This window comes from Amycolatopsis decaplanina DSM 44594 (assembly GCF_000342005.1).
Taxonomy (GTDB): domain Bacteria; phylum Actinomycetota; class Actinomycetes; order Mycobacteriales; family Pseudonocardiaceae; genus Amycolatopsis; species Amycolatopsis decaplanina.
This window is the reverse complement of record NZ_AOHO01000048.1, coordinates 431,291-445,948: the sequence shown is the minus strand read 5'-3', so window position 1 is coordinate 445,948 and position 14,658 is coordinate 431,291. Positions and strand designations below refer to the sequence as shown.

The 14,658-nt window shown below is 68.5% G+C and carries 18 protein-coding genes; 7 read left to right on the top strand and 11 right to left on the bottom strand.

Annotated features, from left to right (window positions below; genetic code table 11):
- Positions 1–21 precede the first annotated feature (21 nt).
- The 3 genes from H074_RS14780 to H074_RS14770 form a co-directional block, all read right to left on the bottom strand.
- On the bottom strand, positions 22–834 hold the full coding sequence (locus H074_RS14780; RefSeq protein ID WP_007030853.1) for an alpha/beta fold hydrolase: 813 nt from the start codon (positions 832–834) through the stop codon (positions 22–24).
- 167 nt (positions 835–1,001) lie between these two features.
- Positions 1,002–2,180: a L,D-transpeptidase gene (locus H074_RS14775; RefSeq protein WP_007030852.1), complete on the bottom strand. Its 1,179-nt coding sequence runs from the start codon at positions 2,178–2,180 to the stop codon at positions 1,002–1,004.
- 218 nt (positions 2,181–2,398) lie between these two features.
- On the bottom strand, positions 2,399–3,463 hold the full coding sequence (locus H074_RS14770; protein WP_007030851.1) for a UDP-N-acetylmuramate dehydrogenase: 1,065 nt from the start codon (positions 3,461–3,463) through the stop codon (positions 2,399–2,401).
- Positions 3,464–3,489: 26 nt separating this feature from the next.
- Between H074_RS14770 and H074_RS14765 the strand changes: the two genes are divergently transcribed.
- The 5 genes from H074_RS14765 to H074_RS14745 all read left to right on the top strand — a co-directional run bounded on the left by H074_RS14765 (position 3,490) and on the right by H074_RS14745 (position 7,008).
- Positions 3,490–3,987, top strand: coding sequence for a DUF2505 domain-containing protein (locus tag H074_RS14765; RefSeq protein ID WP_007030850.1), 498 nt, complete (start codon positions 3,490–3,492; stop codon positions 3,985–3,987).
- Positions 3,969–4,766: a hypothetical protein gene (locus H074_RS14760; protein WP_007030849.1), complete on the top strand. Its 798-nt coding sequence runs from the start codon at positions 3,969–3,971 to the stop codon at positions 4,764–4,766. Before H074_RS14765 ends, H074_RS14760 begins: the two co-directional genes overlap by 19 nt.
- A gap of 75 nt (positions 4,767–4,841) precedes the next feature.
- Entirely contained in the window at positions 4,842–5,501 is a 660-nt protein-coding gene (locus H074_RS14755) for a DedA family protein (protein ID WP_007030848.1), read from the top strand.
- Positions 5,479–6,363 carry a formyltetrahydrofolate deformylase gene (purU, locus tag H074_RS14750; protein WP_200865777.1) on the top strand — a complete coding sequence of 295 codons (885 nt, stop codon included), beginning with the start codon at positions 5,479–5,481 and terminating at the stop codon, positions 6,361–6,363. Before H074_RS14755 ends, purU begins: the two co-directional genes overlap by 23 nt.
- 15 nt (positions 6,364–6,378) lie before the next feature.
- The gene (locus H074_RS14745) at positions 6,379–7,008 is read left to right on the top strand and encodes a pyridoxamine 5'-phosphate oxidase family protein (protein ID WP_007030846.1); all 630 of its coding nucleotides are present in this window, start codon (positions 6,379–6,381) and stop codon (positions 7,006–7,008) included.
- Positions 7,009–7,085: 77 nt separating this feature from the next.
- Here the strand turns inward: H074_RS14745 and H074_RS14740 are convergent, their stop codons facing one another.
- The 3 genes from H074_RS14740 to H074_RS14730 form a co-directional block, all read right to left on the bottom strand.
- A complete protein-coding gene (locus H074_RS14740) occupies positions 7,086–8,084 on the bottom strand; it encodes an NADP-dependent oxidoreductase (RefSeq protein WP_007030845.1) in 999 nt (332 codons plus the stop codon).
- A gap of 100 nt (positions 8,085–8,184) precedes the next feature.
- On the bottom strand, positions 8,185–8,619 hold the full coding sequence (locus H074_RS14735; RefSeq protein WP_007030844.1) for an SRPBCC family protein: 435 nt from the start codon (positions 8,617–8,619) through the stop codon (positions 8,185–8,187).
- 145 nt (positions 8,620–8,764) lie between these two features.
- Positions 8,765–9,685, bottom strand: coding sequence for an ABC transporter substrate-binding protein (locus H074_RS14730; protein WP_039922405.1), 921 nt, complete (start codon positions 9,683–9,685; stop codon positions 8,765–8,767).
- 199 nt (positions 9,686–9,884) lie between these two features.
- Here H074_RS14730 and H074_RS14725 point away from each other — a divergent pair, with 199 nt between their 5' ends.
- Together H074_RS14725 and H074_RS14720 are read left to right on the top strand one after the other, a co-directional pair.
- Positions 9,885–10,520 (top strand): ABC transporter permease, encoded by a 636-nt coding sequence (locus tag H074_RS14725; RefSeq protein WP_007030842.1) that lies wholly within the window; start codon positions 9,885–9,887, stop codon positions 10,518–10,520.
- Positions 10,517–11,233: an ABC transporter permease gene (locus tag H074_RS14720; protein WP_039922563.1), complete on the top strand. Its 717-nt coding sequence runs from the start codon at positions 10,517–10,519 to the stop codon at positions 11,231–11,233. Before H074_RS14725 ends, H074_RS14720 begins: the two co-directional genes overlap by 4 nt.
- Here H074_RS14720 and H074_RS14715 read toward each other — a convergent pair.
- The 5 genes from H074_RS14715 to H074_RS14695 form a co-directional block, all read right to left on the bottom strand.
- A complete protein-coding gene (locus H074_RS14715; RefSeq protein ID WP_007030840.1) occupies positions 11,172–12,626 on the bottom strand; it encodes an aromatic amino acid lyase in 1,455 nt (484 codons plus the stop codon). The genes H074_RS14720 and H074_RS14715 overlap by 62 nt on opposite strands.
- Positions 12,623–13,177 carry a YbaK/EbsC family protein gene (locus H074_RS14710; protein WP_007030839.1) on the bottom strand — a complete coding sequence of 185 codons (555 nt, stop codon included), beginning with the start codon at positions 13,175–13,177 and terminating at the stop codon, positions 12,623–12,625. The genes H074_RS14715 and H074_RS14710 overlap by 4 nt, the downstream gene beginning before the upstream one ends.
- Positions 13,178–13,190: 13 nt before the next feature.
- Positions 13,191–13,484 carry a DUF2516 family protein gene (locus tag H074_RS14705; protein WP_007030838.1) on the bottom strand — a complete coding sequence of 98 codons (294 nt, stop codon included), beginning with the start codon at positions 13,482–13,484 and terminating at the stop codon, positions 13,191–13,193.
- Between the two features lie 86 nt (positions 13,485–13,570).
- Positions 13,571–14,245 (bottom strand): hypothetical protein, encoded by a 675-nt coding sequence (locus tag H074_RS14700; protein WP_007030837.1) that lies wholly within the window; start codon positions 14,243–14,245, stop codon positions 13,571–13,573.
- A complete protein-coding gene (locus H074_RS14695; RefSeq protein WP_051071942.1) occupies positions 14,242–14,655 on the bottom strand; it encodes a helix-turn-helix domain-containing protein in 414 nt (137 codons plus the stop codon). The genes H074_RS14700 and H074_RS14695 overlap by 4 nt, the downstream gene beginning before the upstream one ends.
- Positions 14,656–14,658 lie beyond the last annotated feature (3 nt).

Here is a 14,658-nt window from a genome sequence, read left to right as displayed (position 1 = left end):
CTGGTCAACACTCCCGAAGTCCTACTGATCGGCGAACCCGCGCAGCAGATCACCGAACTCGTCCGCCGCTTCGGCGAACGGCAGATGCCCCACCTCAGGTAGCCAACGCATGGCAGCCCCCTGAATCTTCCCCGCCGCGTATTCCGCCGACGTCGGATCGATCACAGCGTCCGCGAGACCATGGACGATAAGTGTCGGTTTGTCCAGATCGCGAAGTACGTCCTCGCTCCCGACGTCGCGCCGGAACAGCGCGGAGCGCACCGAGGGCGGGGTCGAAAGACAGGCGCCGAGCAAGGACTGGGCGAGTGTGCCGGACACCGGGGCGGCGGTCATCCGCTCGCTGAACTGCACCAACGCGGGAATCGCGACCGCGGGATCGTCCGACAGCACCGCCGGGATGGCGTCGCGCATGGCGGGCCCGACCTTGCCGCCGGGCCGGTTCTTGCCGATTTCTGTGATAGCGCCCACAAGTACGACCCCGCCGAGCCGTGAGGAGCCGTGCACCCGGAGGTAGTCGGTGATGACCAGCCCGCCGTAGGACCAGCCGACGACGATCGCGTCGTCGCCGGCGAAGTCGAGAACGGAAGCGAGATCCTCCGCCCAGACCCGCGGATCGTCGTAGCCGGCGGAGGGCACCTCGGAGTCCCCGTGACCGCGCAGGTCCATCGCGACCAGGCGGAACCGCTCACTGAGCGCGGGGTCCGCCAGCTGCGGCGCCCAGGCCCGGCCCGACTGGGCCCAGCCGTGCACGAACACGATCGGACGGGTGTTCTCGGCGCCCTCGACCCACAAACCGATGCGGGTCCCGCCGTAGCCGACTACCTCGGTCTTCATATCCGCAGCCTATGAGGTCCCGCACGCAAGGGGCTCAATGCGCTTTCATCTTTTGAAGTCGCGCGCCGGCCGCGAGGCCCCGCGAACGTGGCTGCGGGCCGCCCTTCCAGGGAACCGCCGCGCTCAATGCCAAGTCACGGCCCGTAGACACGTTCGCGGTCGCGCGATCATTTGACAGCCGAAAGGGCCTTCCAGGACTTCCAGTCGTAGAACCAGTTCTTGACGTCCGATTTGGTCGGGCTGCCCAGTTTCGAACCGGTGATCTCGACCGGGTCGCCGATGAGCGCCGAGTCGAAGTACTTCTTCGCGTCCGCTTCGAGCAGGTTCACGCAGCCGTGCGAGGTGTTGGCCTTGCCGATGTTCGCCGCGTTGTCCTGGTTCTCGTGGATGTACTCGCCGTTGTTCGAGATCCGGCAGGCCCACTTCTTGTTGACGTTGGTGTAGCCGTAGCGCGCGTTGTCGAACCGCGCCGTCGGCTCCTTCGTCATCACGATGAAGGTGCCGTTGGGGGTGTTCCGCTGGACGTCGCCGTCGAGGCCGTTCGAGCACGGGTAGCTCGCCGACTCCGCGCCGCCGCGGTAGACCTTCATGACGTGGTCCGGGGTGTTGACCTTGACCACCTGGTTACGGCCGATCTTGAACTTGGTGGTGACGTCGGCCTTGCCGTACGCGCCGCCGCCGAGCGCGACGCCGTAGAGCTTCGCCTCGACGTTGACCGTGATGTTGGCGGGCCAGTACTCCTTGGGCCGCCAGTCGACCTGGGTGTCCGACAGCCAGCCCCAGGAGCCCTCGACGTCCTTGTCGGTCTTGACCTTGAGCGCCTTCTCGGCGGCCGCCTTGTCCTTGACCGGGGACGCGAACTTCACGCTGATCGGCATCGCGACGCCGACCTCGGCGTCGTCGGCCGGGTTCAGCGTGGCGCGGACCTCCTTGGCGGGCTTGATCGTGGTGAAGCTGCCCTTGAGCTCGGCGGGCTTGTTGTCGCTGCCGGTGGCCTTCGCGGCGTAGGTGTACGTCTTGCCGTAGCCGAGGGCCTCGGAGCTGGTCCAGGTGAGCCCGTCGGCGGAAAGCTCGCCCTTGACCTCCTTGCCACCGTCGCCGGTGACCTTGACCTCGGTGAGCTTGCCGTCGGCGACCTTCACCACGACCGGCGTCACCACGGAGGCGTCCTTGGCGTCGGCGGCGGGTTCGGCGGTGATCTTGGCGACCGGGGCGGCTTCCTGTTCCCCGCCACCACCGCTGCCTTCCGGCTTGGCGTTGCCGCCTTCCTCGCTGGAGCAGGCGGCGGCCAGCATGGCCGCTCCCGCGGCGAGCGCGGCCTTGAACACCGTGCGCCGTTCGATCACCGTGTACCTCCCATGAAGATCCCCGTCTCCCCGCGAGCTTCTACCCGCTCAGCGCTGGGAACCTCTCCGACGTTACCCGCGGCGACGGAACTCACCCTCACCACTCACGGGGATAGACGCACGAAGACGGGGTGGGGTTGTTCACCCTCCCGCAATTCGTCACCTCCTTGCGGTCTTTGCGAGTGCAAGGACCGCAAGGAGGTGCCGAATTGCGCGGGCTAGAGCGAGCAGTTGATGAGCAGCGGCTCCGGGTGCAATGACACGCCGAAGCGAGCCTCGACGCCGTCGCGCACTTCGCGCGCCAAAGCGAGGAGGTCCTCGGTCGAGGCCTTGCCCCGGTTCGTGAGCGCGAGCGTGTGCTTCGTCGACAGCGAGACCCGGCCGCCGGGCCCTTCGTGGCCCTTCCCGAACCCGGCCCGCTCGATCAGCCACGCCGCGGACAGCTTCGTGCCGCCGGGCGCCGGGTACTGCGGCACGCGCACGTCCTCGCCGACGACGTCCACGATCCCCGCCAGCACCTTCGCCAGCCGCGCCTCCCCGATGATCGGGTTGGTGAAGAACGAGCCCGCGCTCCACGTGTCGTGATCGTCGGCGTCCAGGACCATGCCCTTGCCGCGACGCAGCCTGAGGACCGCCTCACGTGCTTCGGCCGCCGGGACCCTGTCACCGATTTCGACGCCGAGCGTGCGGGCGAGTTCGGCATAGCGGATCGGGGCGGAGAGGCCGTCTTCGGTGACCTTGAAGCGCACTGTGAGCACGATGCCCGCGTCGGTCCCCTTCAGGATCGACGTGCGGTAGCCGAAGCCGAGTTCTTCGGCGGTCAACGTGCGGATCTCGCGGCCGGCACGGTCGTAGAGGTCGACCGAGACCAGAGACTCGGCGACCTCGCAGCCATACGCGCCGACGTTCTGGATCGGCGTCGCACCGACCGAACCGGGGATCCCGGAGAGGCATTCGAGTCCGCCGACGCCTTCGGCGACCAGGCCCTCGACGAAACCGTCCCAGTTCTGGCCCGCCGCGACCTCGACGAGGTCTCCGTCACGTGTCCAGCCGGTGTTGCCGACCTTCAGCACCGCGCCCTCGAAGCCGTCGTCGGCGACTACGAGGTTCGAACCGCCGCCGAGCAGCAAGACCGGCTCGCCCGCTTCGTCGGCTTCGCGGACCGCGTCGACCAGGGCCTGCACGGTCTTCGCCTCGGCATAACGCCGTGCCGGACCGCCGAGCCGCAACGTGGTGTGATCGGCGAGGGCGGCGTGCTGGGTGGGAGTTTCGGCAGTGCTCACGCCCGTGAACGGTACTGTCTGGCGCCATGGCCTCCCGTATCGAGCACCGATCGGCGTACTCCGCAAACCTCGCGACCACGTTCGAAGCGGTCGCCGGCGAGGCCGCGCTGCGGGCCAGGCTCGAGCAGATCGGCGGCGACGACGCGGAGCTGCTGGAGTACGCCCCGGCCGGGGACGGGGTGCGCTACAAGCTGCGTCAGGGCATCAGCTCGGACAAGCTCCCGTCGGCCGTGCGGACGCTGCACCGGGGAGATCTGATCGTCGAGCGCGAGCAGACCTGGAAGGCCGCTGGGGCCGGTTACACCGGCACGGCGACGGCGTCGGTCTCGGGCGTGCCGGGTGAGATCACCGCGAAGACGTCGCTGACCGGCGAAGGCGAGCGGACGACGCTGGTCAACAGCGGCGAGGTCAAGGTGCGGATCCCGTTCGTCGGCGGGAAGCTGGAGAACGTGATCGCCGAACAGGTCACCAAGCTGCTGGAACGCGAGGCGGAATTCGTCGCGAAGTGGCTGACCGAGCGCTGAAACCGGTCGGGGCGCCGACACGGGGGACGACCAACCCCAACCGGCTCCGCCGCGTGGACCGGTGGCTCGCGGGCGACCCGGACGTGACGCGGCTGCTGCACCGCGCGGACGAGCCGCTAGTGGTGGATCTCGGCTACGGTGCCTCACCGGTGACCACGGTCGAGATGGCGCGATGGCTGCGCTCCGTCCGCCGTGACGTCCGCGTGCTGGGCCTGGAGCTGGACGCCGAACGGGTCGCCGTCGCGCAATCCGCCGTCGACAAGCCTTGGCTGGACTTCCGGCGCGGCGGCTTCGAACTCGCCGGGACGCGGCCGGTGCTGGTGCGCGCGTTCAACGTGCTGCGCCAGTACGACGAAGCCGAGGTCCCGGGTGCCTGGTCGCTCATGCTGGACGCGATGACACCGCGCGGACTCCTCGTCGAAGGCACCTGTGACGAGATCGGACGGCTGAGCACCTGGGTCACGGTCGGGCACGACGGGCCACGCACCCTGACCTTGTCGGTCCATCTCGCCAGCCTGGAACGTCCGTCCACAGTGGCCGAACGGCTGCCCAAGATTCTCATCCACCGCAACGTTCCCGGCGAACGCGTCCACGAACTACTGTCCACTCTGGACACTTGCTGGGCGACGGCCGCGCCGCATCAGAACTTCGGCGTCCGTGCCCGCTGGTCGCATACCGTCCACCTGCTCACCGCCCGCGGCTGGCCGGTGCTGAACCGGCCGTCGCGGTGGCGGCTCGGTGAACTCACCGTGCCGTGGTCCTCGGTGGTCCCCGGCTAGGGCGTGCCCTGGGAATTCACCGGCCGAACCCCGCTCCGTCACCCCAAAGCGACCTGCGGTGATCACCATGGAACCGTGGAACTGCTGGAGTACGTCACCGGGCTGCTCGAGGGCACGCTGGGATCACCCTGGCTGTGGGTGATCGTGTTCCTCGTGTCCGGGTTGGACGCTCTTCTTCCGTTCATGCCGAGTGAGACCACCGTCATCACCGTCGCCGTCCTGATCGGCACGGACTTCCCTCAGCTGGCACTGCTCGCGTTGGTCGCCGCGCTCGGGGCCTGGCTGGGCGACTGTCTCGGCTACACCATCGGCGCCGCCGCGGGCCCGCGGGCACTCGCCCGTCTGCAGCGCGGCCCGGACGGGGTCCGGCGCTACGAATGGGCGAAGATCCAGGTGCGGCGCAACGCCGTCCTGCTGATCCTCGCCGCCCGCTACCTGCCCGGCGGTCGCGTCGCGAGCGGGCTCGCCAACGGCAGCCTCGGCTACCCACCGCGCAAGTTCGTCCCGCTCGACGCCCTCGGCGCGGGCATCTGGGCGGTGTACAGCGTCCTGATCGGTCTTGTGGGCGGAGCGGCCTTCGCGGACGAACCGGAGAAGGGCCTTCTGCTGTCCTTCGCGCTCGGCCTGCTGCTGGTCTCGGCGATCGAGATCGGGCGGCGGATCCGCGTCCGCATCCTGACCCGGCGCCGCGCGGCGGCCGAGACCAGCGACAATGGTGTATGTGTCGAACCCTGAACGTCGCTATGTGATCTCCTTCGGCTGCCCTGACCGCACCGGCATCATCGCCCGCATCTCGGGTTTCCTCGCCGAGCACGGCGGTTGGATCGTCGAGGCGGCGTACCACACGGACCCGGACACCGGCTGGTTCTTCACCCGCCAGGTCGTGCGCGCCGACTCACTCCCGTTCGACGCCACCGAACTGCGCACCCACTTCGCCGACGTCGCGAAGTCGCTTTCGACCGAGTCGAGCTGGCAGGTCACCGACACCGGCGAGCGCCGTCGCGCGGTGATCCTCGTCTCCAAGGCCGGGCACTGCCTCTACGACCTCCTCGGCCGTGTCGCGTCCGGGGAACTGGACGTCGACGTCGCCGCCGTCATCGGCAACCACGCGTCGCTGGGCGACATCACCCGCGCACACGGCATCCCGTTCCACCACGTCCCGTTCCCCGCCGGCGATGCCTCGGCGAAGGCGGCCGCCTTCGCCGAGGTGCGGAAACTCGTCGACGAGCACGACCCGCACGCCGTCGTCCTCGCCCGGTTCATGCAGGTCCTGCCCCCGGAGCTGTGCGAGGCATGGGCCGGGCGCGCGCTCAACATCCACCACAGCTTCCTGCCGTCGTTCGTCGGCGCGCGGCCGTATCACCAGGCCCACGCGCGCGGGGTGAAACTCATCGGCGCGACCTGCCACTACGTCACCGCCGACCTCGACGCGGGCCCCATCGTCGACCAGGACGTCATCCGCGTCGACCACGGCGACTCGGTCGAGGACATGGTCCGCAAGGGCAGCGACATCGAGAAGGTGACATTGGCGCGCGGGCTGCGGTGGCATCTCGAGGGCCGCGTGCTGGTGCACGGGAACCGGACCGTCGTCTTCTAGTGGTTCACTGTGGTCATGGGGACCTCAGAGATCAAAGTGATCGAGACGCACGAAGCGCTGCGTGAGCACCTCGGCCACCCGGCCGAGAGGACCAAAGGGAAGATCATCCCCTTCCTCGATCAGCACGCGCGCACGCTGATCGAACACTCGCCGTTCTACCTGCTGGCGACGGCCTCGTCCGACGGGACCTGTGACGTCTCCCCGCGCGGCGACCCGGCCGGTTCCGTGAAGGTGCTCGACGACAAGACGCTGGTGCTGGCGGACCGGCCGGGCAACAAGCTGCTCGACAGCCAGACCAACATCCTCGACAACCCGCACGCCGGGCTGCTGTTCCTGGTGCCGGGGATGAACGAGACGCTACGGATCAACGGCCGCGCGAAACTGATCGCGGACGCGCCGTTCTTCGACGACCTCGTGGTCAAGGGAAAGCGGCCCGCGCTGGCGATCCTGGTCGAGGTCGAAGAGCTGTACCTGCACTGCGCCAAGGCTTTCCTGCGGTCCTCGCCGTGGAAGCCGGACACCTGGCCGGAGCGGGCCGGCCTGCCGACCGCCGGTCAGATCTTCCGCGACCAGATGAAGCTGGACGTCACGGTGGAGGCGCTGGACGCCGCGCTGACCGAAGGTGCCCTCACCACGCAGTACTGAGCCCCTGCGCGTGCGATGAAGGGGCCTTTCATCGCAAATTTTGCGATGAAAGGCCCCTTCATTGCAGCGGGAACGGGTCAGACGCGGACCAGCATCTTGCCGGTGTTCGCCCCGTCCAGCAGGTCCAGGAAGGCCTGCGGCGCATTGCGGATACCGTCCACAATGGTCTCGGAGTACTTGAGTTCACCGGAGGCGACGAGCGGCGCGACCTCCTTGACGAACTGCGGCTGCAGTGCGAAGTGGTCGCCGACCAGCATGCCGCGCATGGTGAACCGCTTCGCGATGATCGACGCGAGGTTGCGCGGCGCCGCGGCCGGTTCGGTGTTGTTGTAGACCGAGATCATCCCGCAGATCGCCATCCGGCCGTGCAGGTTGATCGAGTCGATGGCCGCTTCGAGGTGCTCGCCGCCGACGTTGTCGAAGTACACGTCGATGCCTTCGGGCGCCGCCGCGCGCAGCTGCTCGATCACCGGGGCGTCCTTGTAGTTGAACGCCGCGTCGAAGCCCAGCTCGTCGGTCAGCCACTTGACCTTGTCGTCCGTGCCGGCGCTGCCGATGACCCGCTTCGCGCCCTTCAGCTTCGCCAGCTGACCGACGACGGACCCGACCGCTCCCGCCGCGCCGGACACGAAGACGGTGTCGCCCTCCTTGAACTCCGCGACGTCGAGCAGCCCGGCGTACGCGGTGAGCCCGGTCATGCCGAGGACGCCGAGGTACGCCGTGACCGGCGCGGCCTCGGGGTCGACCTTCACCGCGTGCTTCGCGGCGACGACGGCGTGCGAACGCCAGCCGAGGCCGTGCAGCACGATGTCGCCGGGCTCGAAATCGTCCACGGTGGACTCGAGCACTTCACCGACGGCGCCGCCGTGCATGACCTTGCCGACCTCGTACGGCTCGGCATAGGACTTCGCGCTGCTCATCCGGCCGCGCATGTACGGATCCACGCTCAGCACCTGGTTGCGGACCAGGATCTCCCCTTCACCCGGGACCGGGATCTCGACGTCGGCGATCTCGAAGTTCTCGAGCGTCGGGACACCGTGCGGACGGGAGGCGAGCCGGATCTCGGTTGCGTTCACGAGGTAACTCCAAAGTCTGTAGCCGAAGCGGGGCGATCGCCCCGTATCCATGACCGGTACAACGGGCTAACCGGGGCGACCATTCCGATTGTGGTGAGCGCTACACGACTTCGGCGAGCTTGCCGAGCACTCCCTCGTAGATCCGCTTGAGCCCACCGGGCGCGAAGGTCTTCTCGAAGAAGCCGCCGATGCCGCCCGCGCCGTCCCAGGTCGTCTCGATGCGGACGAGACTGCCGTCCGGCACCTCGCGGACGGTCCAGGTGGTGATCATGCTGGAGTTCGCGTCGGTCTCGACAAGGGTGCCTTCGGACGGCTCGGTCACCGTCGCGGCGACGTCACGCACACGCTTCGACGTCGCCTGCAGCTTCCAGCGCGCCTTCGTGCCCGCGCCGACGCCGCCTTCGGTGACCTCATAGTCGCGGTAGTGCTCTGTCAGCAGCTTCGGCCGGGTTTCGGCGTAGTCCGCGACGAGCGCCCTGACCTTGTCCGCCGGCGCCTCGATGGTGCGCTCCGCGATGGCCGTGACCTTTCCCATCCCACTCCCTTTCACCCGTGTTGCAAGACAGCGTCCACGATTCCACCGCCGCCCGCAGCCGGAGCGGGCGACCCCTCGCGCAAGTACATGAAGGCCCCCTTCCTGTACCTAGGCACAAGGAAGGGGGCCTTCATGTACTTCAGGGTCAGATGAGGGACTTCTCCTTCAGCCAGTCCTTCGCGACGTCGCCAGGCTTCTCGCCGTCCGAGTCGACGCGCTTGTTCAGCTCACGCAGTTGCACGGTGTCGAGGGCCTTGCTCACGGCGTTGACGGCGGCCGCGAAGTCGGCGCCGCGCTCGTCGAGGACCTTCTTGTTCACCGCGGGCACGACGTTCTCGGTCGGCACGATGGCCAGATCGTCCTCCAGCGCCACGAACTGCGGGTCGCCGACGAGCGGGCTCACCGAGTCGACCGGGATGACGGTGACCTTGCCGGACCGCAGTTGTTCGACGCGCGGGCCCGCCTCCTGCACGGTCTGGAAGGTGGCCTTCAGCTTGTAGACGTCCGTGAAGCCCTTGAAGCAGGGAAGCCGCTTCTCGCACTCCGGCCCGCCCGCGACGATGACGTTGTCGACCTTGGACAGGTCGCTGATCTTCGCGAGACCCTTCTCCTTGGCGAGGTCGGCTTTCACGATGTAGGTGTTCTTGTCCTCCGCCGGAGAGTAGTCCAGCAGGCCCACGCCATCGGGCTCGAACAACTTCTTGAGCTGCTCGTGCTCGCCCGCCGCGTCCTTCGCGGCCTCCTTGCCGAAGCCGGTGGTTATAGCGGCGCCCTGGTACTCCGGGACGAACTGGAGTTCGCCGGACTTCAGCGCCGGGTAGATCAGCTCGCGCGAACCGAGGTTCAGCTTGCGGGTGATCGGATAGCCCTTGGCCTCCAACGCGTTCGCGTACAGCTCGGCGAGGATCAGGCTGTCGGTGAAGTTGAAGGAGGCGACCACGATCGGCGTCCCGCCCTTGCTCTGCGCGGCCGGGGCCGCCGCGTCGCCGCCACCCCCGCAGGCGGTCAGACCGAGGACGGCGGCGGCGAGCACCGCGCCCACTCGAACATTCCGTGTCCAGCGCACGTGCACACTCCTATGACTCGTTCAGGGGAATGGACAGTATCTCCGGGTCACGACAGAATCCACATTTTGAGAGTTGCGCCCCTTGTGCTCCCAGAGAACGGAATCCGCCGCCCGATCGGGGTAAGGTCGGCCGGTGCGAGCATCCTCCGTCTTCCCCGTTCACGCCCAGGGCGGACGGCCGCTCTTCGAGTGGCGGTGGGTGGACCGCAACCTCGACGAGATCTTCGAGCGGCTCGGTGAGCACATCACGCTGACCGCGGCGGCGCTCGCCATCGGACTGGTGGTATCGATCGGTGTTTCCGTGGTTTCGCTGCGTCGCCGTTGGTTCTACGTCGTCGCGCTGAGCGCGGCGGGTTCGTTGTACGTCATCCCGAGCCTCGGCGCCTTCGCCGTGCTGGTGCCCTTCACCGGCCTGACGTCCTTCACCACAGCGGTGATCCCGTTGGCCACGTACACGTTGTTGATCCTCATCCGCAACATCGTCACCGGTGTCGAACAAGTGCCCAAGGAAGTCCGCGAAGCCGCGATAGGCATGGGTTTCACGCGTTCGCGATTGCTGTGGCAGGTCGAACTCCCGCTCGCGCTGCCGGTGGTGATCGCGGGCCTGCGGGTCGCGGCGGTGACCACGATCGGGCTCGTGACGGTGACTTCCATGCTCGGCAAGGGTGGTCTGGGGTACTTCATCCGCAACGGGATCCAGACCGCGACGCCGAATCCGACTTCGATCATCGTCGGTGTCGGGCTTTCCGTGGTACTGGCCGTGGTGGTGGATCTGGTGCTGTGGCTCGGTGGGCGCGCGCTCGCGCCGTGGTCGCGGAAGGCGGCGTCGCGATGAGCATCATCGACCAGACCATCGAGTGGTTCGGCGAACCGAACCGCTGGAGCTGGACCGATCCGGCGGGCGTGCCGTACCGGACGGTCGAGCACCTTCAGTTCTCCTTGCTGGCGCTGGCGATCTCGGCCGTGCTGACGATCCCGCCCGCGTTGTGGCTGGCGCATTACCGCCGCGCGCAGTTCCTGGCCACGAGCGTGGTGAACATCGGCCGCGCGATCCCGAGCTTCGGGCTGGTGATCCTGTTCTGGTTCCTGGCTTCCCGGCTCGAAGCCGACACGACGTTCTGGCCACTGATGCTCGCGCTGGTGGCCTTGGCGCTGCCGCCGTTGTTCACGAACACCTACGCGGGCGTCGTCCAGCTGGAGCAGGAAACCGTGGACGCCGCGCGCGGAACCGGTCACCGCGAGTGGCAGATCATGCTGCGCCTGGAGTTGCCGCTCGCGTCACCGGTCATCCTCGCGGGTGCTCGCGTCGCCTTCCTGCAACTGGTGGCGACCGTCGCGATCGGCGCGATCGTCAACGACGGCGGCGGGCTCGGACGGTACATTGTGGACGGTTTCGCACTGGGGGATCCCGGCCACGGAGAAATCCTGGCGGGCGGCATCGCGGTCGTCGTACTGGCTTTGGTGTGCGAAGGAGTCTTCGCACTCGTCACGCGCTGGGTGACTCCACGCGGGCTGGCGATCCAGTCCCGCGCGGAAACCCGTTCCTGAGCGCCGAAACCAAAGCCGCCACCTCCGGTCCCAGCGACCGGTCCACCTCGACAGGGGGCACCAGCTCCCGCAGCCGCCCGTAGGCCGCCCGCAGCCCGGGCGCCCCGTCCCCGGACGCCAGCCACCGCGCCTGCGAACCCGTGATCAGCTCGCACGCCGTGATGGCGAACATCCGCGCACAAGCGTCCCGGAGCTGATTCCCCGCCGCCCAGGCGAACGCCTGCACGTCCTCCTGCCCCGCGGACGTGTCGACGGAACCCAACGTCGCCGGTGCGGCCAGGCGCCGCAGCGCGTGCAGTTCCCCCACCGCGCGTTTGTGCAACGGCACCAGTCCCGCCTGCGGCCCCGGCGCGGGCGTCAGTTGCGCGGGCAACCCGCTGAACCGCTCGTCCAGCAACCGGTGCGTCCGCTGGACGCTCACCTCGCCGAGATGCACCAGCGTCGCCGTCACCGCGTCCATCCGCAACCCGAGTTCGACGGCGTGGAAGCCTGCCGTGGAAACGAATTCACCGTCCAGGAACACCGGCGAGTCGGTCGGCGCCGAACGCCCGAGCACCTCGTCCAGTTCGGCGGCGACCCGCGTCAGATGGGCGATCGCGCGCGGCGCGACCCGCACGGAAACGGGCGCCTGCACGACCTCCGGCCGCTCGACAGAGCCCTGGATCAGCCCGCTCACCTCGAGGAGGACCGAACGGAGAACCTGATCGTCTCCGGCCAGCGAAGGACGATAGACCGCTCGCGGGGCGCCGAGGACGTCGATCGCGATCGCCGCGGCCAGCGTCTGCAGGTCCACGAGCCCGCGGACCTCGGTGAGCGCGAAGGCGGCGAGCGTCTCGGCCAGTGGCGAGCCCTGGATGAGGGTCGCACCTTCCTTGAGGCCCGGCTCGTACGGCTTCGCCAGCACCTCCGACGCGGGTGTCTCGACGCCGTCCACCAGCACGGTCCCGACACCGAGGAAGGTCTGGAACGCGTGCGCCAGCGGGATGATCTCGCCGGCGCTGCCCAGTCCCGTCCTCGGCACGGCAGGGGTGAACCCCTCGTTCAGCCGGTCGACGACGAACGTCACCAGCTCCGGACTCGCACCCGCCTCGGGCGCGAGCAGATCCCGCAGGCGCACCAGCAGAAGCCAACGCACTTCTTCGGCCGAGAGCCAGGGCGGGCCGCCGACGGCACGGCCGATCAGCAGGTTCCGCTGGTGCGCGCTCGATGCGGGCGAAGCGACCCCCGCGAGCCGCCCCATGCCGGTGTTCACCCCATAGACGGGGCGCTCGGTCAGCGCGGCGAGGACACGGGCGCGGTTCTCGCCGAGCCTCGCCAGCAACGCCGGATCGATCTCGAGGAGCCCTGCCTCGAAGGCGGAATCCAGAGCGAAGTCCTTTGTGGACAGCCTCACTCGACGGGACGCGCGAGCCCGTCGATCACCTCGGCACCCGGCAGGGACGCGAGGACCGGGCCCGGGATCAGCAGCTTGCCGCCGCGGATGCCACTGCCGATGACCAGTTCGGGTTCGTCCGCGACACGCTGGTCGATCAGGATCGGCCACGCCTCGGGCAGACCGACCGGCGTGATGCCGCCGTACTCCATGCCGGTGAGCGAGACAGCCTCGTCCATCGGGGCGAAGGAGGCCTTGCGGACGTCGAGACGGCGCTTGATCACGCCGTTCACGTCGGCGCGGGTGGTGGCGAGGATCATCGCGGCGGCGAAGCGGACCTCGCCGGCGCGTTTGCCCGCGACGACGACGCAGTTCGCGGACGCGGAAAGCGGTGAGCCGTATGCCTCGCAGAACGCGGCTGTGTCGGCCAGTTCGGCGTCGATCTCGACGACACCGACGGCGTCCGGATCGGGCAGGGCGGCGAGTGCCTTGGCGACGGGCTCGGCGAGCAGGTCCGTACGGGAGAGGGCGGGGACGACGGTGAGGCTTCCGGCGATGGTCCAGGTGGTCACGCCGCCACGATAGTCACCAGTTGCGGCCGCCGCGCTGGACCTCGATGAGCTTCGGGCGGACGTCCACGAGGTAGACCAGGACCGCGACCAGTGCGGGCAGCCACAGGATCATGCCGCCGCCGTAGAACTGGAAGAAGGTCAGCACCACGGTGGCACCACCGGTGATGAGCATCCAGATGGGCTTGGTCTTCCGATCGGCGGCCGAATACGCGTCCGCGCGCTGCAACAGCGCGTGCACGAAAGCGAACAGCCCCGTCAGCGCGCCGCCCCAATGGATGGCGATGAGGATCCAGGTGGCAACGAACACGAACTCAGCTTACGTCAAACCGGGCGAATACCCCGGCCCCCTGGCACCGAAGCGGGTGCCAGGGGGCCGAGAGTTCACGCGGACCTTTACTTCTCGGTGGTCTTCGGCGCGGTGGCCGGCTTCTTGGCGGCCGGGCCGGAGGTGGCGCGGCGCGCGGTGGTCGTGGTCTTCGGCGCGGTCTTGTTGGCGACCTTGCGCGAAGCCGAGCGGGTCTCGTGCGCGAGGTCGTCACCGATCTCCTCGACCTCGTCGGCGATCTCGCCGGCGACCTCGGTCACCTTGCGGGCGGTCTTCTCGCCCGCCGAGCGGGTGCCCTTGGTGACCTTGCCGAGCACGGTGTCGATGCGCTCACGGGCCTCGGTGGTCGCGTCCTCGACGCGGTCCTGCGCGGTGCTCAGGGCGTCCTCGAGCTGCTCGATGGCCTTCTTGACCTGCGGCTGCGCGGCGATCTTGTCCCACGCCTGCTCACCGGACTCGGCCAGCTTGTTGTACAGCTTCAGCGCGGCCTCGGTGTACTCGTCGATGACCTTGCGCAGCTCGGCCGGGTCCAGCTTCTCGCGGAGACCCTCGACGTCGTGCGGGAGCTCTTCGATGTTCTTGCGGGCGCTCTCGCTGCCCTCGACGACCTTCTCCTTGGCCTTCGACACGGCGTCGACGACGGCCTGGCCGGCCAGGTTGCCGGCGCCGAGGGCGGCCAGCAGCGGGGTGCGGACCTGGTCGAGGGCGGTGTGCTTGCGTTCGGTCTTGGTGGCCGTGGTCATGCTGACTCCTTGGATTCGGCGGCTGGGTTTTCGGTTTTCGCCTGGGCCGCCTGCACTGGTTTCGCGGCGGCGTTCTCGCGGCGGAACGATTCGTAGACGTCGAGCAGGACCTGCTTCTGCCGTTCGGTCAGCTCGGTGTCGGCGCGGATCGCGTCGCCGACCGGGCCGCCCGTGGGCAGATCGAGGATTCCCGCTTGCACGTAGAGCGCCTCGGCCGAGATTCGCAGGCCCTTGGCGATCTGCTGCAGGATCTCCGCGCTGGGCTTGCGGACCCCGCGCTCGATCTGGCTCAGGTACGGATTGGACACGCCGGCGAGTTTCGACAGCTGCCGCAAGGAGATCTTCGCGTTGCTGCGCTGCTGGCGGATGTACTCACCGATGTCGGAAGCGATGTCCGCGACCTTCTCCATCGG

What these genes read in the sequence shown, in the direction of transcription:
- purU (WP_200865777.1), top strand. Translation starts at nt 5,479, where the DNA reads ATGGTGTATGTGTCGAACCCTGAACGTCGCTATGTGATCTCCTTCGGC.
- H074_RS14780 (WP_007030853.1), bottom strand. Translation starts at nt 834, where the DNA reads ATGAAGACCGAGGTAGTCGGCTACGGCGGGACCCGCATCGGTTTGTGG.
- H074_RS14745 (WP_007030846.1), top strand. Translation starts at nt 6,379, where the DNA reads ATGGGGACCTCAGAGATCAAAGTGATCGAGACGCACGAAGCGCTGCGT.
- H074_RS14720 (WP_039922563.1), top strand. Translation starts at nt 10,517, where the DNA reads ATGAGCATCATCGACCAGACCATCGAGTGGTTCGGCGAACCGAACCGC.
- H074_RS14735 (WP_007030844.1), bottom strand. Translation starts at nt 8,619, where the DNA reads ATGGGAAAGGTCACGGCCATCGCGGAGCGCACCATCGAGGCGCCGGCG.
- H074_RS14700 (WP_007030837.1), bottom strand. Translation starts at nt 14,245, where the DNA reads ATGACCACGGCCACCAAGACCGAACGCAAGCACACCGCCCTCGACCAG.
- H074_RS14765 (WP_007030850.1), top strand. Translation starts at nt 3,490, where the DNA reads ATGGCCTCCCGTATCGAGCACCGATCGGCGTACTCCGCAAACCTCGCG.
- H074_RS14695 (WP_051071942.1), bottom strand. Translation starts at nt 14,655, where the DNA reads ATGGAGAAGGTCGCGGACATCGCTTCCGACATCGGTGAGTACATCCGC.